Raw genomic sequence first — 21,802 nt, 5'->3', positions numbered from 1 at the left:
TGGGCTACGGTGCGGGCCATGGCTAGTGTGCTCGTGGTCGAGGACGACCAGTTCGTACGTTCCGCCCTCATCCGGCACCTGACCGAGGCCTCGCACACCGTGCGCAGCGTCGGCACCGCCCTGGAGGCGCTGCGCGAGGTCGCCCACAACCGCTTCGACGTGGTGATCCTCGACCTCGGACTGCCCGACCTGGACGGGGCCGAGGCGCTCAAGATGCTGCGCGGGATCACCGACGTGCCCGTCATCATCGCGACCGCCCGCGACGACGAGGCGGAGATCGTCCGGCTGCTCAACGACGGCGCCGACGACTACCTGACAAAACCTTTCTCCGTGGAACACCTGTCCGCCCGGATGGCCGCCGTCCTGCGCCGCGCCCGCTCCGCGGCCGGGGCCGAACCGCCCTCCCGCGTGCTGCGCGTCGGCGGCCTCGCCATCGACCCGCTGCGCCGGCAGGCCGAGCTGGACGGGGCGGTACTGGACCTCACGCGGCGGGAGTTCGACCTGCTGGCCTTCCTCGCCGGGCGGCCGGGCGTGGTCGTGGCCCGCCGGGAGCTGCTCGCCGAGGTCTGGCAGCAGTCGTACGGCGACGACCAGACCATCGACGTCCACCTGTCGTGGCTGCGCCGCAAGCTCGGCGAGACCGCCGCCCGCCCGCGCTACCTGCACACGTTGCGGGGTGTGGGCGTCAAGCTGGAGCCGCCGCAGTGACGCGCCGATGAGGTGGGCGCTGGTCAAGGTGTGCCTCGCGGTCACCGTGATGGTGGTCGTGGCCTTCGCCGTACCGCTCGGGCTGGTCGTCCAGGAGATGGCCAGCGACCGGGCGTTCTCCAACGCCGAACGGCAGGCCGCCACCATCGGGCCGACGCTGTCCATCACCACCGACCCGGTGCAGTTGCAGAAGGCCGTGGAATCCACGCAGATGGGCGCCGACCGGCGGATGGCCGTGCACGTGCCGGCCGTCGGGGACACCCCGCGCGTGGACATCGGCGACGGCTGGGCCGGTGAGCGCGCCGTCTCCGAGACCCGGCGGATCGGGCGGGCCGCGACGGTCCCGGTGGCGGGCGGCGGCTCCGCACTGCTCCAGCCCGTGGCGCTCGGCTCCGGGGACATCGCCGTGGTGGAGATCCTCGTTCCGGAGAGCGAGGTCAGCAATGGCGTCGCCACCGCCTGGGTGGTCCTCGCGGGCGTCGGCCTCGCCCTGGTCGTGGGCTCGGTGGCGGTCGCGGACCGGCTCGGCGCCCGCCTGGTGCGGCCGGCCGAGCGGCTCGCGGACGCCGCGCACCGGCTGGGCGAGGGGCGGCTGGGGGCGCGGGTCCCGGAGGAGGGGCCGAAGGAGCTTCGCTCGGCCGCCGTCGCGTTCAACTCCATGGCGGACCAGGTGGTGGAACTCCTGGCCAACGAGCGGGAGCTGGCCGCCGACCTGTCGCACCGGCTGCGGACCCCGCTGACGGTGCTGCGGCTCAACGCGGCCTCGCTCGGCGACGGCCCGGCCGCGGAGCAGACACGGGCGGCCGTGGAGCAGCTGGAGCGGGAGGTCGACACGATCATCCGTACGGCCCGCGAGCAGCGGCCCGCCGCCGCGCAGGGGCCGGGCGGCGTGCAGGGGGCGGGCGCCGGCTGCGACGCCTCCGAGGTGATCCGCGACCGGATGGCCTTCTGGTCGGCGCTGGCGGAGGACGAGGGCCGCGAGGTGCGGCTCGCGGGGGTCGACCGTACGGTACGGATCCCCGTGGCCCGGCCGGAGCTCGCCGCGGCGCTGGACGCCATGCTGGGCAACGTGTTCCGGCACACCCCCGAGGGCACCCCCTTCGCGGTGGACGTCCACGACGCCGGGGACGCGGTCATCGTGCTCGTCTCGGACGCGGGGGGCGGCATCGCCGATCCGGACGCGGCCCTGCGGCGCGGCAACGACGGCGGCCGCGACGGGTCCACGGGCCTCGGGCTGGACATCGTCCGGCGGGTCGCGGAGTCGACGGGCGGGGACGTGCGGCTGGGGCGTTCGGTGCTCGGCGGCACCGAAGTGCGGGTGTGGATCGCGCTGGACGGGCGGGGGCGGGGCGAGTCCGCCCGCGCCGGACGCGGCCGACGCAAGCGGCGACGCAACTGACGTAACCCTGAGGCCGGCGGGGGCGCGCCGCGCGCCCGGCATGTCCCCCTGTCGGTACGGTCCGCGCCATGGACACCCTCATCTTCGGCGGCCTCCTCGCCACGCTGATCGCGATGTACCGGGACGCCCCGCGGTTCGTCGTGCTCGGCGCCTGGTGGCTGATGCTCTTCGCCGTGATCCTGCTGATGGCGCACCACATCACCAGCAGCCTCGCCCTCACCTTGAGCTACTGACCGTGGCCGCGATGTCCAGCCTCCTCCCGGAGGCGCCGCTGGAGGGCGGTCTGCTGGGCCGGGTCCAGTTCTGGTTCGCGTGCGCCTTCGCCATCGGCTGGACGGGGGTGGTGTGCGGCGGGCTCTTCTACCAGTTCGGCATGTGGGAGTACCCGTGCCCGCTCTGCATGGTGCAGCGGATGTTCATGCTGATGGCGGCGATGGGGGCGGCCCACATCATCCGGACCGCGCTGTCGCGCGGGGCGGTGACCGGGCGCGACTACATGATGGGCTGGGGCCTGTCCCTGGTCGCGGTGATCGCCGGCTCGTTCGCCTCGTGGCGGCAGACGATGCTGCACGTCCTGCCCGGCGACAAGGGGTACGGGAGCGAGGTGTTCGGCCTGCACCTCTACGTCTGGGCGTGGATCCTCTTCCAGGCCTCGGTCGTCGCCGTCGGCATCGTCCTGGCCTTCGCCCACGCCACCGCGGACCGGGCCGTCCCGGCGGAGGGCCCGGGGGCGTACCGCACGGTGGGGATGGTCGCGCTGTGGTTCCTGGGGCTGGTGCTCGCCGTGAACATCGTGGCCGTCTTCCTGGAGGAGGGCTTCCACTGGTTCCTGCCGGACGACCCGACGCGCTATCAGTTCTTCTACGACGTGGGGATCCTGGACTAGCTGAGGTTGGCGCGGAGTTGACGCCTCCCGCGCGAGAATCCGTACGACCTGCTTGAGTGGGTCCGCCCCTCCCCTCTCGTTGATTCCTTTCCTTGATTCCTTCCGTATGCGATGGGAAGCCGTCATGCGCTACGCAGTTCTCGGCACCGGGATCGTCGGCCGTACGGTGGCCGCCCGGCTGCTCTCCCTCGGACACGAGGTCGTCATCGGCACCCGGGACCCCGGGGCCACCCTCGAGCGCAGCGAGTACGCCGCGTGGCAGCAGGCGCATCCGGCGGTGGGCCTCGCCCGCTTCGCGGAGGCGGCGCGGCACGGCGAGACCCTCGTCAACGCCACGGGCGGGCAGGTCAGCGTGGCCGCGCTGACGGAGGCGGACGCCGCGCACCTGGACGGCAAGATCCTGATCGACATCGCGAACCCGCTGGACTTCTCCCGCGGCTTCCCGCCCGGGCTCGACCCGGTCGACAGCGACAGCCTGGGCGAGCTGATCCAGCGGACCTTCCCGGGGCTGCGCGTGGTCAAGACGCTGAACACGATGAACTGCCAGGTCATGGTCGACCCGGCCAGGGTCCCCGGCGACCACACCGTCTTCCTCTCGGGTGAGGACGCCGAGGCCAAGAAGGCCGTACGGGAGCTCCTGTACTCCTTCGACTGGCGCGAGCACACCGTCATCGACCTGGGCGGCATCGAGACGGCGCGCGGTACGGAGATGCTGCTGCCGATCTGGCTCCGGCTGATGGGGTCCCTCGGGCACACGGACTTCAACTTCCACATCCAGGGTGCGAACCGGACGGAGTAGCGCGCGCCCGGACGGAGGCGGAGATGTTGCCGCCTCCCGCACCCGCGCTCAGGGTGGCCGTGACGAAAGGAGCCGCGCATGAGAGTCATGCTCAGGGCCCATCTGGACACGGCGACCACCAATGAGGGCATCAAGAGCGGGGCCCTGACCCAGGGGATGCAGGGGCTGCTGGAGAAGGTCAAGCCGGAGGCTGCCTACTTCGGGCTGCATGAGGGCGTGCGCTCCTGCTGGATCGTCTTCGACCTGAAGGAGAACACCGATGTGCCGGCCATCGTGTGGGATCTGTTCATGCTCTACAACGCTGAGATCGAGGTCGCTCCGGTCATGAACGCGGCGGAGATGCAGAAGGCGCTGGGAGCGCTGATGTCGGGGTAGCCGAGGGTGGGCCGAACCAGCCCTTGCCGACGGCCGCCCACACCAGCACGGCGGAGGCGGCCGCCGCGCCGCAGGACAGGGCGAAGGCCGCCCGGTACCCGTAGGCCGCGGCGAGCGGACCGGCGGCCGCCGCTGCCAGCGCCTGGCCGATGATCAGACCGCTGCCGACCAGGGTCATGGCCTCGCCCATCCGCCGCGCGGGACCGGCCCGTTCCACGAGGCCGAACAGCGCGATCAGGTGCGGGGCGACGGCCAGTCCGATGCCGGCGAGGGCGAAGGCCGCGCCCCACAGGCCGGAGACGGCCAGCAGCGGAAGCGTCAGCAGTGCCTGGGCGGCGATGCTCCAGCGCAGCCGGACGGTCAGCCCGGCCGACCCCGGCCGGGCCACGGTCACGAAGCCGGCCACCGAGCTGGTCACGGCCATGGCGGGCCATACGAGCCCGGCGGCCCCGGGGGAGCCGACCGCCACGGCGAGCGCGTTGACCCCGGTATTGGCCCCGCTCCACGCGGCGCCCTGCAGGACGGCCACGACGAAGAGCAGCGCGAGCCCCGGAGACCACAGGCGTACGTCGCCCCGCGCTGCGGCGCCGGGTCCCGTGGGGCCGGGCGCGGTGGGGCCGGGCGCCGTGGGATGCAGGGCGAAGAGCGTCCCGAACACCAGGCCCAGGGCGGCCGCGAGGAGCAGCGCCGACGCGGGATGGACGGTCACCGCGAGGATCCCGGCCAGCGCGGGCCCCACCATGAAGCCGACCTCGTCGAGGGTGGCGTCGACGGAGAGCGCGGCCCCGACCAGGGCCTTGTCCTCTCCGGCCAGCCGCGCCCACCGGGCCCGGGCCAGCGGCCCGACCTGCGCCGCCGTGAGGCCGGCGGCGACGGCGAGCGCGATGCGGGCGGCGAGCGGCAGCCCGCCGAGGACGGCGGCGACGAGGGCGAGGAGCACGGCGGCGTTCGCGGCGCCGGCGACGAGCAGGACGGGCCGGTGTCCGCGCCGGTCGGCGAGCCGGCCGATGACCGGGCCCCCGAGGGCCTGGCCGAGCCAGAGGGCGGCGGCGATGGTCCCGGCGTCGCCGATGCCGTCGCGTTCGTTGATGAGCAGCAGCGTCCCGATGGGGCACAGCGCGGCGGGGAGCCGGGCGAGGAAGCCGTAGACGGGAAGGGCCGGGCCGCCGAGGGCGAACACCGCGCGGAAGCCGGCGGGGGTGGGGGCGGGGGCGGACGTGGGGGTGGACGTGGGGGTGGACGTGCGGGCGGACTTGGGGGACGGCATGGGCATGGACAACCTCCAGCCGCACGCCGACCCTCCCGTTTCTCCGGCGCGCGCTGTTGCCCGTTGGGCCGGAGGCTAATGCCGGAGCGCCCGGTTCGGTAGTCGTTCCGGCCGTTCTCGGGAGGCGTGGGCCCGTCTCAGCCGGTTTCGCCGGAGTTCAGCCGCTTGGCCTGGGCGCGGCCGACTTCAGCGGCGCGGTGCAGGTAGTCGGCGATGACGGCCAGTTCGGTGTCGGAGTAGCTCACCAGCACGGCGCCGAAGGCGCGGCCGGGGGTCTCCCAGGCGGCGCCGATCCGGTCGCGGGCGGAGGGGGAGAGGGCGACGAGGGAGCGGCGGCGGTCGTTCGGGTCGGCGTGCCGCTCGACGACGCCGGCCTTGACCATGCGGTCCACGAGGCGGGTGGCGGATCCGGAGGTCAGGCCGGTGAGGCGGGCGATGTCACCGGTGCTGACCGGGTCGGGCTCCATGTCGAGGAGGGCCACACACTGCATGTCGGTGGGGTGCAGGCCGACGTGGTCGGCCATGGCCTGGTTGAAGAGCGAGTAGTCGGCGTAGTGCCGCTGGCTCTCGGTGACGATGCGCGCGAGCAGCTCGGCGCGGGTCCACTCATCACTCGAACGAGCGTAATCGGTTGACATCGGCTTCTCCGTGGTCCAAATTTATCTGTGTGGCGCAGAGAGTGCGCCACACAGAATCTGCGTCACGTATTCAGTCTAGAACAGGAAGAGCAGGAATCCGCCATGTCGAACATGTCGAAGGTGCCGAACATCTCGAACATGCTGAACGTCTCGAAGGTGCCGAACGTCTCGAAGGTCCTCGTCACCGGTGGCCGCGGCTCCGTCGCCCGAGGTCTCTCGTCCCTCCTCACCGCCCACGGCGTCCCGCACCGCCTCGCATCCCGCGAGCCGGACACACCCGGCACCGCCCACTGCGACCTCACCGACCCCGCGACCTTCCCCGAAGCCCTCGCCGGCGTCCGCTCCGTCTTCCTCTATGCCGAGGCCGCCGCCATCGATGCCTTCGTGAAGGAGGCCGTCAGCGCCGGAGTCGAACACGTCGTCCTCCTGTCCTCCTCCTCGGTCCTCGCCCCCGACGCCGCCGACAGTCCCCTCGCCGCCTCCCACCTGGCGGTGGAGCAGGCCCTCCTCGCCTCCCCGCTGCGGACGACTCTTCTGCGCCCCGGATCCTTCGCGAGCAACGCCTTCGGCTGGGCCTGGCCGATGAAATCGGGCCGCCCGGTCCATCTGCCGTACCCGGGTGCGTACAGCGACCCGGTCCACGAGACCGACCTCGCCGAAGCCGCCTTCGCGGTCCTCACCGACCCCTCGCTCGGGGGGCGCGCGTACACCCTGACCGGTCCGCGGACGCTCACCTTCGCCGCCCAGCTGGTCATACTGGGCGACGCTGTCGGCCATCCCATACCCTTCGAGGCCGTCTCGCGCGAGCAGTGGAAGTCCGAGGTCGACGGCTACATACCGGGCCCGTACGCGGAGGCCCTGCTCGATTTCTGGTCCGCCTCGGACGGCCTCCCGGTCGGCCTCACCGACGACCTCGAACGCCTCACCGGCCACGCGCCGCGCACATTCGAGACGTGGTCAGCGGACCATGCGGACGCCTTCCGGGCCTAGCGACTCAGAGGGGCCCCGACCACGTCCACTGGCCATGGTGCGTGCTAGCGTCCGCCGGTTGATCGATTTGCCAGGGGGGAATATGCGAAGGTTTTTGGGTGCTGGTGTCGCGGTTGCGACGCTCGTCGCCGGCGGCGTCGCGAGTGCGGGAACGGCCGTGGCGGCCGGGGACCCGACGTTCTACTTCGACCCGGTCAGAGATGTGGCTCTGATGCCGGGTGAGGGGTGGGCCGAGCTGGCGCCGCGGAGCACCGGCGGACAGAACGACGGGCAGCCGGACGGCACGTACGTCTACGCGCTGAGCAAGAAGCCGCTCACGGATGCCGGCTGGTCCGGCGCGGGGGTGCCGGCCGGGCTGAAGGTAACCCTGACGGAGAGCTGCGCGCCGAAGGCCGGCATTGCCGGTGTGTACCTGTGCGACGTGAAGGAATGGAACAACCCGGGGCCCGAGATATCGGCGGCGAGCACCGCGGCGAACGGCACGACGGTCTACTACGGCCTCGTCTACGTGCCGCGCGGGGCGAGCATCAGCGCGGGCATCAAGGAGGCGCAGACCGCGGGATCGAAGTCCATAGGCCCGCGGCGGTCGCACGCGACGGTCACCGCGAAGACCAAGGCCCACGTCGCGCAGAACACGGTGACGTTGTCGACGCCCACGCTGCCGGCCGGTGGTTCGGTGAAGCACACGGTGAAGCTGCACGCCGTCGACAAGGGGTGGCTCAAGGTAGGTCTGGACAGGGCGCCGGACTACCGGCGCTGGGACGAGGGTGAGCTGAAGGTCGTCGTCGAGGGTGCGGAGGCGTTCGGCACCGTCCCTGTCGACTGCAGCCACACGCTTGGCGAGCTCGGCTACGGTCAGGACGTGACGTGCGAGATCGCGACGCCGGGCGACTACACGATCACCTACAAGCTGGCGGCCGAGGCTGCTGCGCCGGCATGGAAGCTCCGGAGCACCGCGACCTACGAGGTCTACGAATGGGGCACGGGTAACCCGGAGAAGGCATCCGACTTCGCGGTCAGCAGCACGATCCCGGTGACCCAGCGCTTCCGGCTCGTGGGCCGGGACGCCGCGGGCGAGCTGTGGGACTTCAAGGGCACGGGCAAGACCGCCCGGCTGTTCGATCCGGTCGATCCGGTCGGCGGCAGCTTCGACTGGAACCAGTACACCGCGCTGACCCGGCTGGGGCCGGTGACCGTGCAGAGCACCGGGCGGGGTGCGGTGGGCCGGGACAGGGCCGGGGTGCTGTGGCTCCACCCGACGTCCGGTGACGGCTCCATCTACAAGGACCGGATACGGGTCGGCGGCGGCTGGAACATCTACAACACGCTGGTCGGTGTCTCCGACGTGACCGGCGACAAGAGGGCGGACCTGCTGGCGCGGGACGCCGAGGGCGGCCTGTGGCTGTATCCGGGCACGGGCCTGAACGCGACGCCGTTCGGGAGCAGGGTGAAGGTCGGCACCGGCTGGAACATCTACGACCAGCTCGTCGGCGGCGTCGATCTGACCGGTGACGGCAAGGCCGACCTGGTGGCCCGGGACAAGGACGGCAAGCTGTGGCTGTACCGCGGCACGGGGTCGGCGACGAACCCGCTGGCGAGCAGGCAGCAGATAGGCACCGGCTGGCAGATCTACAACTCGATCGTCGCGCCGGGTGACCTGACGTCCGACGGCAAGGCCGACATGGTGGCCCGGGACAAGTCCGGCGTCCTGTGGCTCTACAAGGGCACGGGAACCGCGGCGCAGCCGTTCGGCTCGCGGGTGAAGGTCGGTGTCCTCGGTACCGGCTTCGGCACGTACAACCTGCTGTTCTGAGAAACGCGGAAGGCCCCGGTCCGCTTTCGCGGATCGGGGCCTTCCCACAGGGTGAGTGACGGGACTTGAACCCGCGGCCACCTGGACCACAACCAGGTGCTCTACCAACTGAGCTACACCCACCATGTCCGGTCGGAGAACCGACCGGCCGAAGAAAAGGGTACAGGGTCCGGGAGGGTGCTCGCTCCCCCCTTTTCCCGCACCCCTCTCCGGTGGTGTCAGGCGCCGGGGACGACGTACTTGGCGGCGATGGTGCGCGCCGTGTCCGAGTCCGGACCGGGCTGCGGTACGAAGACGGCCTCCCGGTAGTAGCGCAGCTCGGCGATGGACTCCTTGATGTCCGCGAGCGCCCGGTGGTTCCCGTTCTTCGGCGGGCTGTTGAAGTAGGCGCGCGGGTACCAGCGGCGTGCCAGCTCCTTGATCGAGGACACGTCCACGATCCGGTAGTGCAGGTAGCCCTCCAGTGCGGCCATGTCGCGCAGCAGGAATCCGCGGTCGGTGCCGACCGTGTTTCCGCAGAGCGGGGCCTTGCGGGGTTCCTTCACGTGTTCCCGTACGTAGGCCAGGACCTGTGCCTCCGCATCCGCGAGGGTGGTCCCGCCGGCCAGCTCGTCGAGCAGGCCGGACGCCGTGTGCATCTGGCGCACCACGTCGGGCATGGTTTCCAGGGACGCGTCCGGCGGGCGGATCACAATGTCCACGCCTTCGCCGAGCACGTTGAGCTCCGAGTCGGTGACCAGTGCGGCCACCTCGATAAGTGCGTCGTCCGTCAACGAGAGCCCGGTCATCTCGCAGTCGATCCACACCATGCGATCGTTCATGCGCCCCACCTTATGCGGAAGGTCCCCCGCATCGGTGACCACCGAGGTGACCACTGGTACGGGGGACCTTCCCGGGACCTTGTTACGCGTGCTCGCGCAGCACCCGGCCCGGGGCGTACAGCTCCGTCACCGTGGGACCGGACGCGGCCAGTGCCGCGGCCGCCCGCTGCGGCTGCGGAGTGCGCTGGTGCGGAACCGGCGAATCCGACAGCTGTGCCACCTGGACCACGTCCGCCTGCGGGCGGCGGGCCCGGTAGGCGGAGCGGTAGGCGGCCGGGGAGGACCCCAGCTGGCGGCGGAAGTGCCCGCGCAGCGCCACCGGCGAGCGGAACCCGCAGCGTCCGGCGACCTCGTCGACCGAGTAGTCGGAGGTCTCCAGCAGCCGCTGCGCCTGAAGCACCCGCTGGGTGATCAGCCACTGCAGCGGCGCACTGCCGGTGAGCGAGCGGAACCGCCGGTCGAACGTGCGCCTGCTCATGTAGGCGCGCGCGGCCAGCGTCTCCACGTCGAACTGCTCGTGGAGGTGCTCCAGCGCCCAGGCGACGACCTCGGCCAGCGGGTCGGCGCCGATCTCCTCCGGCAACGACCGGTCGAGGTAGCGTTCCTGGCCACCCGTGCGGCGCGGCGGGACGACGAGCCTGCGGGCCAGTGCTCCCGCCGCCTCGCTGCCGTGGTCCGTGCGCACGATGTGCAGGCACAGGTCGATTCCGGCCGCGGTGCCCGCGGACGTCAGCACGTCGCCGTCGTCAACGAACAGCTCGCGCGGATCGACGTGGACGGACGGGTAGCGCTTGGCCAGCGTCGGCGCGTACATCCAGTGCGTCGTCGCGGGCCGGCCGTCCAGCAGACCGGCGGCGGCGAGCACGAATGCCCCCGTGCACAGTCCGACGATCCGGGCCCCCTCCTCGTGCGCCAGACGCAGTGCGTCGAGCGCCTCCGGCGGCGGCGGCGAGGTGATGGAACGCCACGCGGGAACGACGACCGTGCCTGCCCGGGCGATCGCCTCCAGCCCGTATGGCGCGGTCAGTTCGAGTCCGCCGGTGGTCCGCAGCGGACCGTCCTCACCGGCGCACACGAGCAATCGGTAGCGTGGAACTCCCGCGTCCTGCCGGTCAATGCCGAACACGGAAAGTGGAATGGAGCTCTCGAAGATCGGTCCGCCGCTGAAGAGCAGCACCGCGACGATCTCCCTGCGGCGACGCCCCGCGAGCTTCCTGCCGTCAACGACGACGGCGGTGGAATCCTGGCTCATGGCGCTAAGCCCCCCTTGGGTGTCGCGACTCCTTGGTCTGGTCGCACCTGCACGTATCCCCTCGGCCTTGCACGTGGCTCCCCCGCCGTAAATACATGATCGAATCTACTGCGTCCCGTGGTGTCGGCGTGACAAGTTCAGCACGCAGCGCTATGTCGACTTGGCAACTTGGCGAAAAGCATTCGATCAGGAAGCGTTCCACTCCGCTACCCGGGTGGAAAGCGCACTGTCCGGCCATGGCCAGTACTCGTAGGGTCAAAGACGCCCTGTGGTGCCGTAGTCGCTGATGGTGAGGGGGTCGGGGGGACATTCCGGCAAGGGGGGTGACCTGCCGGGAAGTTGGCCGAAAACATGCGGGTGTGGGTGTGCGAATAAGTCAGTCTTGCGGGGACATCCCTGAGGAAACCTGGCATCCGCGCCGGCCCCCGGCCCCGCCGCGCGAGTGCCGGCCCCGATGCGTGGGCGTCAACCGGTCCTCCGTGAGGACCCGGGCGGCATTCCGCTCCGTCTGCTCGGAGTGGCGCAGCAGCGCCCGGCAGGCCGCCGTGACGGCCGCGAGGCCCAGGGTGGCGACGGCGGCCCCGCCGAAGGAGGTCCCGTAGACGACGAGGACCACGGGGACGAGCAGGCAGCTGAAAGCCGCCCAGCGCACCACGTCACCCGCGGGGTCCTCGTGGGGCCGTCGGGCGGCCTGCCCGGACGAGTGAAGAGGAGGGGGTGGCATGTGGACGGACTGCGTCGACTGAGCGGGCGACTGAGCGGGCTGGACGGGGCCAAGACCTCGATGGCCTCGCGGATGACCGGGCACGGTGTGCTCCCTGCGGGCTCTTCCTGGACGGTCGGACTCGTGTCCAACGGTGTGCGACGCGGCTCGGTCACTGCGCGCACGGGTGGCGCACACCCGATGGGGTGCTCCTCGTCACTGGCTGTAGGGGGCAGCGGACATTGCCAAGGAGGCGTGGCTGCGGCATGCTCCCTGGGACGCTCTCCAAGGGCGGCATGACCTGTGCAGTGCAGGAGTGTCGCCGTACCCTGGTGGGTATGGGCTTGGGAAGATGCTTCCCGGACAGAGCTCGGTCACACTGAGTTGTCGTTTTCTGGAATCGTCCCGCTTGAATCGTCGCTTCCGCCTACTGGCGCCCCGTCCCCTTGTCCCTTCCCCTGAGGACCTCTTCGCCGAGACACCCATGGCCGGTCACGAATTCTCCGAACCCGCGGACCGTAAGCGCAAACGCCTCGCCGACCCCGAATCGGCCGACCTGCGCGCGGTGGAACAACCACGCCATCCCTGCGACCCGGCCTTCCGGCACGGGGTCGTGGTGGGCTTCGACGGATCCACGTCCAGTGAGCGCGCTCTCGCGTACGCGATCGGGATGGCCCGTCGCTCAGGCTCCGGTCTGATCATCGTCCACGTCGCGAACCGGCTGCCCACCACCGTGTGGGCGGGCTGCGAGCCGCCGGTCTTCGTGGACGTGCCGGACCACCGCACCGAGGTGCTGGGGCTGGAGCTGGCCTGCGCGGACTACCTCTCCGAGGTTCCGTGGATCCTCGTCGAGCGGGGCGGGGACATCTGCCACGAGCTGGAGGAGGTCGGCCGGGAGTACTCGGCGGACGCCATCGTGGTCGGCTCCACGCACGGCATCGTCGGCCGGATCTTCGGATCGGTGGCGGGCCGGCTGGCGAAGCGGGCGCAGCGACCGGTCGTTGTCATCCCGTAACCGACTGTATGTCGATTGTGCGGTTGTGCACCCCCATGTAAGGGGTAGATAAAGGCTGCTGGGACGCAGCAAACAACTGCAGATCGAAGGGAGCCCGCCGTGGACAATGGTGTCTCTGCGGGAAGCACGGCCTCGACTTCGACCCTCGGGCACATCGCCCTGGGTCTCACCCTTCTCGCGTTCGGTATCGGCAACACCGGCATCATCGACGGTGTGACCGCGGCCAACTCCGTGTCGCTCGCGATGTACCTCGGCGGGCTCGCCCTGTTCGTCCTCGGAGTCCTCGAGTACCGCGGCGGCAACGGCTTCAACGGCACGGCCTTCGCGGGCATCGGCACCTTCTGGTTCACCTGGGCCAACGGGGCCGACGGAAAGGTTTCGGCAGACGCGGCCGGAATGTTCCTCGTGCTGTTCGCCATGCTGGCACTGACCCTCACCGCCGCGGCCTCGGGCGGACTGTTCGGTCAGGGCGTGTACGGCCTGTTCACCCTCTCCCTGCTGCTCCTGGCGATAGGCACCTTCGCCGAGAGCGACGGGCTGGCCAAGGCGGCCGGCTGGGTGGCGGCGCTCTCCGGACTGCTGGCCTGGTACGGGGCCACCGCGGCGCTGGCGAGCTGGCCGATGGCCTTCGGCAAGGGTTCGCGCGGCGCGGTCGCCGCGAGCTGACGGATCACGCACGCAGCACCACGCACCGCACGAAAAGGCCCCCGGGGGATCCCCGGGGGCCTTTTCGTGCGCGAGACCTACTCGACCGTGACGGACTTCGCCAGGTTGCGCGGCTTGTCGATGTCCCGGCCCATGGCCAGGGCCGTGTGGTACGCCAGCAGCTGCAGCGGGATGCCCATCAGGATCGGGTCCAGCTCGTCCTCGTTCTTGGGCACGAGGATCGTGTGGTCGGCCTTCTCCTGCTTGGTGTGGGCGACCGCCAGGATCCGGCCGCTGCGGGCCTTGATCTCCTCCAGCGCCGCGCGGTTCTTCTCCAGCAGGTCGTCGTCCGGGACGATCGCGACCGTCGGCAGCGAGGGCTCGATGAGGGCGAGCGGACCGTGCTTGAGCTCGGAGGCCGGGTAGGCCTCGGCGTGGATGTAGGAGATCTCCTTGAGCTTCAGGGAGGCCTCCAGGGCCACCGGGTAGCCCCGGACGCGGCCGATGAACATCATCGACTTGGCCTCGGCGTACTCCGCGGCCAGCTTCTTGATGTCCTCCTCGCCGTCCAGGATCTCCTGGATCTGCGCGGGCAGCTTGCGCAGGCCGTCGATGATCCGCTTGCCGTCGGTGACGGACAGGTCGCGGATGCGGCCCAGGTGCACGGCGAGCAGCGCGAAGGCCACGACCGTGTTGGTGAAGCACTTGGTGGAGACGACGCAGACCTCGGGGCCGGCGTGCACGTACACGCCGCCGTCGGCGGCGCGGGCGATCGCGGAGCCGACCACGTTGACCACGCCGAGGACGCGGGCGCCCTTGCGCTTGAGCTCCTGCACGGCCGCCAGCACGTCGTACGTCTCACCGGACTGGGAGACCGCGATGTAGAGGGTGTCGGGGTCCACGACCGGGTTGCGGTAGCGGAACTCCGAGGCCGGCTCGGCGTCGGCGGGGATGCGGGCCAGGCTCTCGATGAGGCCCGCACCGATCAGGCCGGCGTGGTACGAAGTGCCGCAGCCCAGGATCTTGACCCGGCGGATGCCGCGCGCCTCGCGCGGGTCCAGGTTCAGGCCGCCCAGGTGGACGGTGTTGAAGCGGTCGTCGATCCGGCCGCGCAGGACGCGGTCGACCGCGTCGGCCTGCTCGGAGATCTCCTTGTGCATGTACGTGTCGTGGCCGCCCATGTCGTAGGAGGCGGCCTCCCACTCCACGGTCTCGGGCGTGGCGGTGGTCGTCGTACCGGAGGTGGTGTAGGTCCGGAAGTCGTCGGCCTTCAGGGTCGCCATCTCGCCGTCGTCGAGGGTGACGATCTGGCGGGTGTGGGCGACGAGCGCGGCGATGTCCGAGGCGACGAACATCTCCTTCTCGCCGATGCCGAGGACGACCGGGGAGCCGTTGCGGGCCACGACGATGCGGTCGGGGAAGTCGGCGTGCATGACGGCGATGCCGTAGGTGCCCTCGACGACCTTGAGCGCCTCGCGGACCTTCTCCTCCAGGGTGTCGGCCTGGGCGCGGGCGATGAGGTGGACGAGCACCTCGGTGTCGGTCTCCGAGAGGAAGACGACCCCGTCGGCCTCCAGCTTGGAGCGCAGCTCGGAGGCGTTGTCGACGATGCCGTTGTGGACGACGGCGACCTTGTTGTCGGCGTCCAGGTGAGGGTGGGAGTTGAGGTCGCTCGGGGCGCCGTGGGTGGCCCAGCGGGTGTGGGCGATGCCGGTGGTGCCGGCGAAGCGCTTGGGTACCCGGGACTCCAGCTCGCGTACGCGGCCCTTGGCCTTGACGACCTTCAGGGCCGCGGCCTTCGGGCTGTTCACGACGATGCCCGCGGAGTCGTATCCGCGGTACTCCAGTCGCTGCAGTCCCTCCAGCAGCAGCGGTGCCACGTCACGCTTGCCGATGTAACCCACGATTCCGCACATAAGGTCTTTCCCCTCCTGAAGTTCGGTTGCTCTTGCCGCTGTCCGGATCCCCGGCAGGTGTCTCAGCCGTAGACGATGCGGCGCAGTTGCCGGAGCGAGAGCTCCGGCGGTGCCACGGCGCGGTGCGGCAGTTCGGCCGCGATCCGCTCGAAGATGTCCGCGTTGACCGCGCCCCCGGACTGGAGCTCTCGGTGGCGCCGGCGGACGAACTCCTCGGTGCTCTCGTCGAAGTACGCGAGAACGTCGAGCACCACTCGGGCGGCTTCGCCCCGCTGGAGCGAGGTGCTGCGCACCAAGTGGTCGACGAGGTCGTCGTGCGACGGGCGGCGGTCGGGCATCCGTCGATATTGGCGGTACGAGCCGCAGAACGCAAAAATCCTGCCCGAAATCGGGCAGGATCGTGCTGGTCTGGACCAGAGGAGGGGTTAATTCCGGTCTTTGGTGCTCAGAAACGTCCCAAAACTGCCGCTTTAGCCGTCATGAACTCCTCGGCCGTGAGGATCCCCGCCTGATGCAGCTCTCCCAGCTCGCGCAGCCGGCGCAGCAGGGCGTCGTGGTCCTCCGCCGGGTCGGTGGCAGGGGCCGGGGCCGGAGCAGGGCCCGGCACGGCCCCGGGCTGGAGCGGGAGCGGGGGCGGGAGCGAGGGCGAGGGCGGGAGCGAGGGCTCGGGCGCGATCGCCGCCGGGTGCGGCATGCGGACCGCGACGGCAGCCGCGACCAGCGCCATCAGGTGGGACTTCTTGGCGCTGAACTGCACCACCGTGTACGGGTCGTACTTCGGCGGCGCGCTCTGGGCGGGGGCACCCGCCAGGGCGAAGCGGATCCACCCATTCTCCAGCCCCCGGGCCGGGGTCCACTCCACCGACCGCAGGTCCGCAACCCGGAACTCCCGGGCCCCGCCGGACCGTTTCGCCTCCTCCGCCGTCCAGTTCCACTCCAGGGACACCCGGTCCCCGTCGAAGGCCACCGTCCCCTCGCCCGAGTCGACCGTGATCGGCACCGCGGGACCCGGCAGGAGGTAGGAGTCGGCGGGCCCGGCATCCACCTGGTCCAGCAGCAGGGCGCGCCGCACCTCGTCCACGAAGTACTCCGCCACCCCGCCGCGGTCCGGCTCCACGGTCAGCCGGTACGGATCGGAGGCCTCCGGCAGCCGGCCGCCCGTCACCTGGAGCAGCGGGTCGGCGCCGTCACGCAGCCGCAGGCGCAGCCGGCCCGCCTTGCGCCCCGGTTCGTAGGAGATCCCGGCCAGCGCGCGCAGCGGGACGAGCACCTCGCCCAGCGTCTGGTGCAGCGGCCCCACCCCCTTGTCGCGGCCCGGCACGATGCGCACCGCGTCCCCGTCGAAGGTCCATGTGCCGTCCTTCTGGATGATTTCCGCCATCCTTGGATTCTTGCATCGGCCCCACGAGCCCGGTTGGCCTATACCTATGCCCATGAGAGTCCCGCGACGCACGCTCGCCGCCCTCCTCGTCCTCGCCGCCGTCCCCGCGGCCGCTTCCTGCGGCGGAGCCGCCAGAGGGGACGACGCCCGCCCCCGTCGGGCAGCCGCCGAGCCCTCCGTCGCGCTCGCGCCCTACGAACGGCTCCTGCCGGCGCCCGTCTCCGCGCACGCCGAAGGCCCGGGGTACGCCTTCGGCCCGGGCACGGTCATCCGTACCGGCCCGACCGACGACGAGGAGGTCCGCAAGGTCGGCGAACTGCTCGCCGAGCAGCTGCGCGGCCCCAGCGGGCTGCCGCTGCCCGTGGTCGACGGCGTGGCGGGCGACGGGATCCGGCTGCGGATCGACGGGGAGACCGAGGGGGCGGGGGAGGAGGGCTACCGGCTGGAGTCCGGGCCCGGCGGGGTCACCCTCACCGCCCGCACCCCCGAAGGCCTCTTCCACGCCGGTCAGACGCTGCGCCAGCTCCTGCCGGTGTCCGGTCCGGGGACGGTGCCGGGCGGTACGGTCACCGACGCGCCGCGCTTCGCTTACCGGGGGGCGATGGTGGACGTGGCCCGCCACTTCTTCACGGTGGAGCAGGTCAAGAGGTACGTCGACCAGCTCGCCCAGTACAAGGTCAACACCCTGCACCTGCACCTGACCGACGACCAGGGCTGGCGCATCGCGATCGACTCCTGGCCGAGGCTGACGGAGTACGGGGGCGCGAGCGAGGTCGGCGGCGGACCCGGCGGGCACTGGACGAAGGACGAGTACCGGGACCTGGTGGCGTACGCCTCGGAGCGGTACGTGGACGTGGTCCCGGAGATCGACATGCCCGGCCACGTGAACGCCGCGCAGGCCGCCTACGCGGAGCTGAACTGCGACGGCAAGGCGCGCGAGCGCTACACCGGGATCAAGGTCGGCTTCAGCTCGCTCTGCGTGGGCAAGGAGCGGACCTACGAGTTCATCGACCAGGTGCTGGGGGAGATCGCGGAGCTGACCCCCGGCACGTACCTGCACCTCGGCGGCGACGAGGCGCACTCCACGCCCGCGGCGGACTACGCGGCCTTCATGGACCGGGCGCAGGCGGTGGTGGCCAAGCACGGCAAGACGGTGGTGGCCTGGCACCAGCTCGCCACGGCCCGGCCCGCCCCGGGGACGGTGCTCCAGTACTGGGGCCACGACCGCACGGCGGCCTCCGAGAAGGCGGCCGTGGCCGCTGCGGCCAAGGCCGGCAACCCGGTGATCCTGTCCCCGGCGGACCGGCTCTACCTGGACATGAAGTACGACAAGGAGACGAAGCAGGGGCTGGCCTGGGCCGGGTACGTGCCGGTGCGCCGGGCCTACGACTGGGATCCGGGGTCCTACCTGACGGGTCTCCCGGAGTCCTCGGTCCTCGGGGTGGAGGCCCCGCTGTGGACGGAGACCATCGCGACGCGCCCCGACCTGGAGCACATGGCCTTCCCGAGGGTCCTGGGCCTCGCGGAGCTGGGCTGGTCCCCGGCCGCCACCCGCGACTGGACCTCGTACCGGCTGCGCCTGGCCGCCCAGGGCCCGCGCCTGGACGCCCAGGACGTCGCCTACCACCGGGCGCCGGACGTGCCCTGGCAGTAGGACCGCCTCCGGGCCGGGCGGGAGTCGGCGGGGGGTCGCTAGTGCTGTGACCGGAAAGGTTCACCGGGTCGCGACGCCCGGCACGGCACCTCGCCGCGTTGTCGGACCACGCCGGTACGTCCAGTACGAGGCGCGGTCCTCCGCCTTGCGATGCACCGCACCGAACGCCGCGACCCGGCAAACCTTTCCGGCCACAGCACTAGAGCGCCGCCGTCGGCTCCTCGCTGGGCGCCCGGCCCGCGTAGGCCTCCGCGAGGAGTTCCTCCTCGCTGGCGCCGAGGCGCCAGTAGCCCGTGAAGCGCACCGCGCGCCGGTCGACGCCGCAGTCCTGGACGAAGTGCCTGCGGACCGCGCGGATCGTCGCGGACTCGCCCGCGATCCAGACGTACGGGGCTCCGGCGGCGGGCCGTCCGGCCGCCCGGAGCGCCTCCAGCACCCGGCCGGTGCGTTCCCGGCCGGCGCCCGGCTCCCGTACGACCCAGGTGACGTCCGCGTCGGCGGGCGTCGGCAGGTACAGCCGGTCCTCCTCGTGCGGGACCTCGAACCAGGCCCTGACCGGGGTGCCCCCGGGGAGCCGGTCCAGGATCGCGGCGGCCGCGGGCAGGGCGGTCTCGTCGGCGTACAGCAGGATCGCGTCGGTGGCGGCCGGTGGCTGGAAACGTACGGACTTGTTCTCCGCGACGGCCGGGCCGATGGCCATGATCCGGCGGCCGGTCACCGCGCGGCCCGCCCAGGACGAGGCGGGGGAGGAGGATCCGTGCAGGACGAAGTCGATGTCCAGCTCGTCCACGCCGCCCGGGGTCCGGCGCTGTTCGCGGACCGTGTACGAGCGCATGACCGGGCGTTCCTCGTCCGGCATCGCGCGCCAGTGGGCGAACCAGGTGTCCTCGCCCGTGGACGGCAGCACCGTGTGCTCCCGGCCGGCGGGCGGCAGGAAGAGGGACAGGCTCTGGTCGTAGCCGCCCGAGCGGAAGTCCGTCAGGGACGCGCCGCCGAAGGTGATCCGCAGGAAGGAGTGGCCCAGGCGCCGCGTGCGGAGCACTTCGAGCGCGAAGAACCGGAAGTGAGGGATCGATTCCTCGGGTGCGGTGTCGGCGTCGGCGTCGGCGGCGTTGGCGGTCATGCGGAGGGTCCCCCCGGGCTCGGTGCGGTGACGGGCGAAGCAGAAGGCCCCGGCGCCTGGGTGAGGCGCCGGGGCCGGACGGTCAGGGGTCAGCTGACCTTCTTGGCGTTCTGGATGGCCTTGGTGAGCTCTTCGACGATCTGCGCGCACTTCTCGTAGGAGTAGATCGGCTCGGTCACGCGGGGGGTGATCTGACCGGCCTTGACGGCGGGCATCTCGGCCCAGGTCGGCTTGGCCTTCAGCTCCTGCGGCTGGAGGGTGCCGGTGCGGTTGTCGAGGAGGACCACGTCGGCCTTGTACTTGCCGGCGTTCTCCCAGCTGAGGCTCTCGAAGAAGCCGCCCTCGACCTTGTCCGGGGTGACGAACTCGACGCCGAGCGACTGGAAGTACTTCAGGTCGGCGGAGGTGGCCGGGGTGGAGACGTAGAACAGGTCGGCGGCGCCGGAACCGACGAGCACCTTGATGCCGGGGTTCGCCTTCGTGGCCTCGCGGAGCTTCGCGGAGGCGGCCTCGAAGCGGGCCTTGGCGTCGACGGTCTTCTTGGTGTTCAGGTCGGCGCCCAGGGTATTCGCGAGGTCCGCGGTGCGGGCCAGGGCCTTGTCCATCGTGACGTCGCCGCCCACGCCGATCGCGGCGGCCGGGGCCAGCTTCAGGATCTTGTCCTTGGAGGCCTCGGGCAGGTACCAGTAGCTGTCCTTCTCCCAGGTGTTGGTCACCAGGAGGTCGGGCTGGAGGGACGCGTACTTCTCGACGTTGAACTCGTCGTAGACGTTGCCGATGATCTCGACCTTGGAGATGTCCATGGAGCCGGCCTGCACGTCGGCCTTGCCGTCGGCGGTCTTCGTCGGGCCGAACACGCCCTTGACGTTCACCCCGTAGTCGTAGAGCGCGGCCGCGGTGCCGGTGAAGGCGACGATGTTCTTCGGCGTGGACTCGGCGGTGACGTTCTTGCCCATGTCGTCCCTGAAGCTCCACGCGCCCGAAGCGGAGCCCGTGCCCTTGTCGCCCGAACCCTTCGCGGAGTCGCTGCCACCGCAAGCGGTGAGCGCGGCCACGAGGCCGAGGGCGCCGCCTGCCGCGATGAGACCGCGGCGGGTGAGGAGGGAGGAACGGGACTTGGGCATGGGGATGTCCACTTTCGTACGTACCGGGGCGACTCGGGTGTTCGATAGGAAGGTTAGCCTAACCTTGGCTGAAAACGACAAGGGGCCCTCCTCGCGGAAGGCCCCGGACCGCACCACCGACTGCCGCTAGGAGGAAAGCCCCAGCTCACGGGCGATCAGCATGCGCTGCACCTCGCTCGTGCCCTCGCCGATCTCCAGGATCTTGGAGTCGCGCCACATGCGGGCCACCGGGTACTCGTTCATGAACCCGTAGCCGCCGTGGATCTGCGTGGCGTCGCGCGCGTTGTCGACCGCCACCGTCGAGGAGTACAGCTTCGCGATGGCCGCCTCCTTCTTGAAGGGCTCCCCGGCCACGAGTCGGGAGGCCGCGTCGCGCCAGCCGATCCGGGCCATGTGGGCGCGCATCTCCATGTCCGCCAGCTTGAACTGGATGGCCTGGTTGTCGCCGATCGCCTTGCCGAAGGCGTGCCGCTCCTTGGCGTACTTCACCGACTCGTCCACGCAGCCCTGCGCCAGGCCCGTCGCGAGCGCCGAGATGGCCACGCGGCCCTCGTCGAGGATCCGCAGGAACTGGGCGTAGCCGCGGCCCTCTTCGCCGACCAGGTTGGCCAGGGGGACCCGTACGCCGTCGAAGGACAGCTCGCGGGTGTCCGAGGAGTTCCAGCCGACCTTGGAGTAGGGGGCGGCCACCGTGAAGCCGGGGGTGCCCGACGGGACGATGATCGAGGAGATCTCCGGGCGGCCGTCCGCCTTGCGGCCCGTCACGGCGGTGACGGTGACCAGGCCGGTGATGTCCGTACCGGAGTTGGTGATGAAGCACTTGGAGCCGTTGATCACCCACTCGTCGCCGTCCCGGACGGCGGTCGTGCGCGTGCCGCCCGCGTCGCTGCCCGCGCCGGGCTCGGTCAGGCCGAAGGCGCCGAGGATCTCGCCGGAGCACATCTTCGGCAGCCACTGCTGCTTCTGCTCCTCGGTGCCGAAGAGGTAGAGGGGCATCGCGCCGAGCGAGACGCCGGCCTCCAGGGTGATGGCGACCGAGGAGTCGACGCGGGCCAGCTCCTCCAGGGCGATGCCGAGAGCGAGGTAGTCGCCGCCCATGCCGCCGTACTCCTCCGGGAAGGGCAGGCCGAACAGGCCCATGCGGCCCATCTCGCGGACGATCTCGTACGGGAACTCGTGCCGCTCGTACAGGTCGCCGATCTTGGGCGCCACCACATCGTGCGCGAACGCCTCGACGGTGCGGCGGAGTTCCTCGTGCTCGGGGGTGAGCCGGTGGTCGAGGGCCATGGTCTT

Annotated in this window: 22 protein-coding genes and 1 tRNA gene; 11 read left to right on the top strand and 12 right to left on the bottom strand. The window is 71.2% G+C overall.

All coding sequences use genetic code 11. The annotated features are described in order from the left end of the window. Positions 1-18: 18 nt before the first annotated feature. The 6 genes from AC3IYI_RS14575 to AC3IYI_RS14550 all read left to right on the top strand — a co-directional run bounded on the left by AC3IYI_RS14575 (position 19) and on the right by AC3IYI_RS14550 (position 4,167). Positions 19-708, top strand: coding sequence for a response regulator transcription factor (locus AC3IYI_RS14575; protein ID WP_489410585.1), 690 nt, complete (start codon positions 19-21; stop codon positions 706-708). A 7-nt stretch (positions 709-715) separates the two neighbouring features. Beyond that, positions 716-2,107 (top strand): sensor histidine kinase, encoded by a 1,392-nt coding sequence (locus AC3IYI_RS14570; protein WP_489410584.1) that lies wholly within the window; start codon positions 716-718, stop codon positions 2,105-2,107. Between the two features lie 68 nt (positions 2,108-2,175). Beyond that, positions 2,176-2,340, top strand: a complete 165-nt coding sequence (locus tag AC3IYI_RS14565; protein WP_243337114.1) for a DUF5993 family protein — start codon at positions 2,176-2,178, stop codon at positions 2,338-2,340. Between the two features lie 11 nt (positions 2,341-2,351). Then, on the top strand, positions 2,352-2,993 hold the full coding sequence (locus AC3IYI_RS14560) for a disulfide bond formation protein B (protein WP_489410583.1): 642 nt from the start codon (positions 2,352-2,354) through the stop codon (positions 2,991-2,993). A gap of 124 nt (positions 2,994-3,117) precedes the next feature. Next, positions 3,118-3,792, top strand: coding sequence for an NADPH-dependent F420 reductase (locus tag AC3IYI_RS14555; protein WP_489410582.1), 675 nt, complete (start codon positions 3,118-3,120; stop codon positions 3,790-3,792). 78 nt (positions 3,793-3,870) lie between these two features. Further along, on the top strand, positions 3,871-4,167 hold the full coding sequence (locus tag AC3IYI_RS14550; protein ID WP_489410581.1) for a hypothetical protein: 297 nt from the start codon (positions 3,871-3,873) through the stop codon (positions 4,165-4,167). Here the strand turns inward: AC3IYI_RS14550 and AC3IYI_RS14545 are convergent. Next, on the bottom strand, positions 4,115-5,440 hold the full coding sequence (locus AC3IYI_RS14545; protein ID WP_489410580.1) for an MFS transporter: 1,326 nt from the start codon (positions 5,438-5,440) through the stop codon (positions 4,115-4,117). The two genes, AC3IYI_RS14550 and AC3IYI_RS14545, sit on opposite strands and share 53 nt — an antisense overlap. Before the next feature lie 131 nt (positions 5,441-5,571). Then, positions 5,572-6,072 carry a MarR family winged helix-turn-helix transcriptional regulator gene (locus AC3IYI_RS14540; protein ID WP_489410579.1) on the bottom strand — a complete coding sequence of 167 codons (501 nt, stop codon included), beginning with the start codon at positions 6,070-6,072 and terminating at the stop codon, positions 5,572-5,574. Positions 6,073-6,174: 102 nt separating this feature from the next. Between AC3IYI_RS14540 and AC3IYI_RS14535 the strand changes: the two genes are divergently transcribed. Both AC3IYI_RS14535 and AC3IYI_RS14530 read left to right on the top strand, forming a co-directional pair. Then, on the top strand, positions 6,175-7,062 hold the full coding sequence (locus AC3IYI_RS14535; protein WP_489410578.1) for an NAD(P)H-binding protein: 888 nt from the start codon (positions 6,175-6,177) through the stop codon (positions 7,060-7,062). A gap of 94 nt (positions 7,063-7,156) precedes the next feature. After that, complete coding sequence (locus AC3IYI_RS14530; RefSeq protein ID WP_489410577.1) at positions 7,157-8,875, top strand: FG-GAP repeat domain-containing protein; 1,719 nt, start codon at positions 7,157-7,159, stop codon at positions 8,873-8,875. Positions 8,876-8,925: 50 nt separating this feature from the next. Here AC3IYI_RS14530 and AC3IYI_RS14525 read toward each other — a convergent pair. From AC3IYI_RS14525 to AC3IYI_RS14510, 4 genes are all read right to left on the bottom strand, one after another. Further along, positions 8,926-8,998 (bottom strand) — tRNA-His (locus AC3IYI_RS14525). Positions 8,999-9,093: 95 nt separating this feature from the next. Further along, positions 9,094-9,696, bottom strand: coding sequence for an oligoribonuclease (gene orn, locus AC3IYI_RS14520; RefSeq protein WP_489410576.1), 603 nt, complete (start codon positions 9,694-9,696; stop codon positions 9,094-9,096). A gap of 82 nt (positions 9,697-9,778) precedes the next feature. Further along, a complete protein-coding gene (locus AC3IYI_RS14515) occupies positions 9,779-10,948 on the bottom strand; it encodes a helix-turn-helix domain-containing protein (RefSeq protein ID WP_243337100.1) in 1,170 nt (389 codons plus the stop codon). Positions 10,949-11,324: 376 nt separating this feature from the next. Continuing rightward, positions 11,325-11,600 carry a hypothetical protein gene (locus AC3IYI_RS14510; protein ID WP_489410575.1) on the bottom strand — a complete coding sequence of 92 codons (276 nt, stop codon included), beginning with the start codon at positions 11,598-11,600 and terminating at the stop codon, positions 11,325-11,327. 535 nt (positions 11,601-12,135) lie between these two features. Between AC3IYI_RS14510 and AC3IYI_RS14505 the strand changes: the two genes are divergently transcribed. Beyond that, positions 12,136-12,666, top strand: a complete 531-nt coding sequence (locus AC3IYI_RS14505) for a universal stress protein (RefSeq protein WP_214951587.1) — start codon at positions 12,136-12,138, stop codon at positions 12,664-12,666. A gap of 99 nt (positions 12,667-12,765) precedes the next feature. Next, complete coding sequence (locus AC3IYI_RS14500; RefSeq protein WP_489410574.1) at positions 12,766-13,332, top strand: acetate uptake transporter; 567 nt, start codon at positions 12,766-12,768, stop codon at positions 13,330-13,332. A 77-nt stretch (positions 13,333-13,409) separates the two neighbouring features. Here AC3IYI_RS14500 and glmS read toward each other — a convergent pair whose 3' ends face one another. From glmS to AC3IYI_RS14485, 3 genes are all read right to left on the bottom strand, one after another. Continuing rightward, positions 13,410-15,227: a glutamine--fructose-6-phosphate transaminase (isomerizing) gene (gene glmS, locus AC3IYI_RS14495; protein WP_489410573.1), complete on the bottom strand. Its 1,818-nt coding sequence runs from the start codon at positions 15,225-15,227 to the stop codon at positions 13,410-13,412. 62 nt (positions 15,228-15,289) lie between these two features. Further along, positions 15,290-15,565 (bottom strand): hypothetical protein, encoded by a 276-nt coding sequence (locus AC3IYI_RS14490; RefSeq protein WP_214951593.1) that lies wholly within the window; start codon positions 15,563-15,565, stop codon positions 15,290-15,292. A 107-nt stretch (positions 15,566-15,672) separates the two neighbouring features. Continuing rightward, positions 15,673-16,608, bottom strand: coding sequence for a DUF4429 domain-containing protein (locus AC3IYI_RS14485; RefSeq protein WP_489410572.1), 936 nt, complete (start codon positions 16,606-16,608; stop codon positions 15,673-15,675). 52 nt (positions 16,609-16,660) lie between these two features. On the opposite strand from AC3IYI_RS14485, the gene AC3IYI_RS14480 reads away from it, so the two are divergent. After that, a complete protein-coding gene (locus tag AC3IYI_RS14480) occupies positions 16,661-18,262 on the top strand; it encodes a beta-N-acetylhexosaminidase (protein ID WP_489410571.1) in 1,602 nt (533 codons plus the stop codon). 199 nt (positions 18,263-18,461) lie between these two features. On the opposite strand, the gene AC3IYI_RS14475 is transcribed toward AC3IYI_RS14480, so the two are convergent. The 3 genes from AC3IYI_RS14475 to AC3IYI_RS14465 form a co-directional block, all read right to left on the bottom strand. Further along, positions 18,462-19,385 (bottom strand): siderophore-interacting protein, encoded by a 924-nt coding sequence (locus AC3IYI_RS14475; protein ID WP_489410570.1) that lies wholly within the window; start codon positions 19,383-19,385, stop codon positions 18,462-18,464. A gap of 89 nt (positions 19,386-19,474) precedes the next feature. Next, positions 19,475-20,509 (bottom strand): ABC transporter substrate-binding protein, encoded by a 1,035-nt coding sequence (locus AC3IYI_RS14470; protein WP_489410569.1) that lies wholly within the window; start codon positions 20,507-20,509, stop codon positions 19,475-19,477. Between the two features lie 126 nt (positions 20,510-20,635). Further along, positions 20,636-21,796 (bottom strand): acyl-CoA dehydrogenase family protein, encoded by a 1,161-nt coding sequence (locus tag AC3IYI_RS14465; protein ID WP_489410568.1) that lies wholly within the window; start codon positions 21,794-21,796, stop codon positions 20,636-20,638. Positions 21,797-21,802 lie beyond the last annotated feature (6 nt).

The sequence above is a fragment of the Streptomyces sp. GL_148 genome (assembly GCF_057834205.1).
This window is presented reverse-complemented; position numbering and strand designations above follow the sequence as displayed.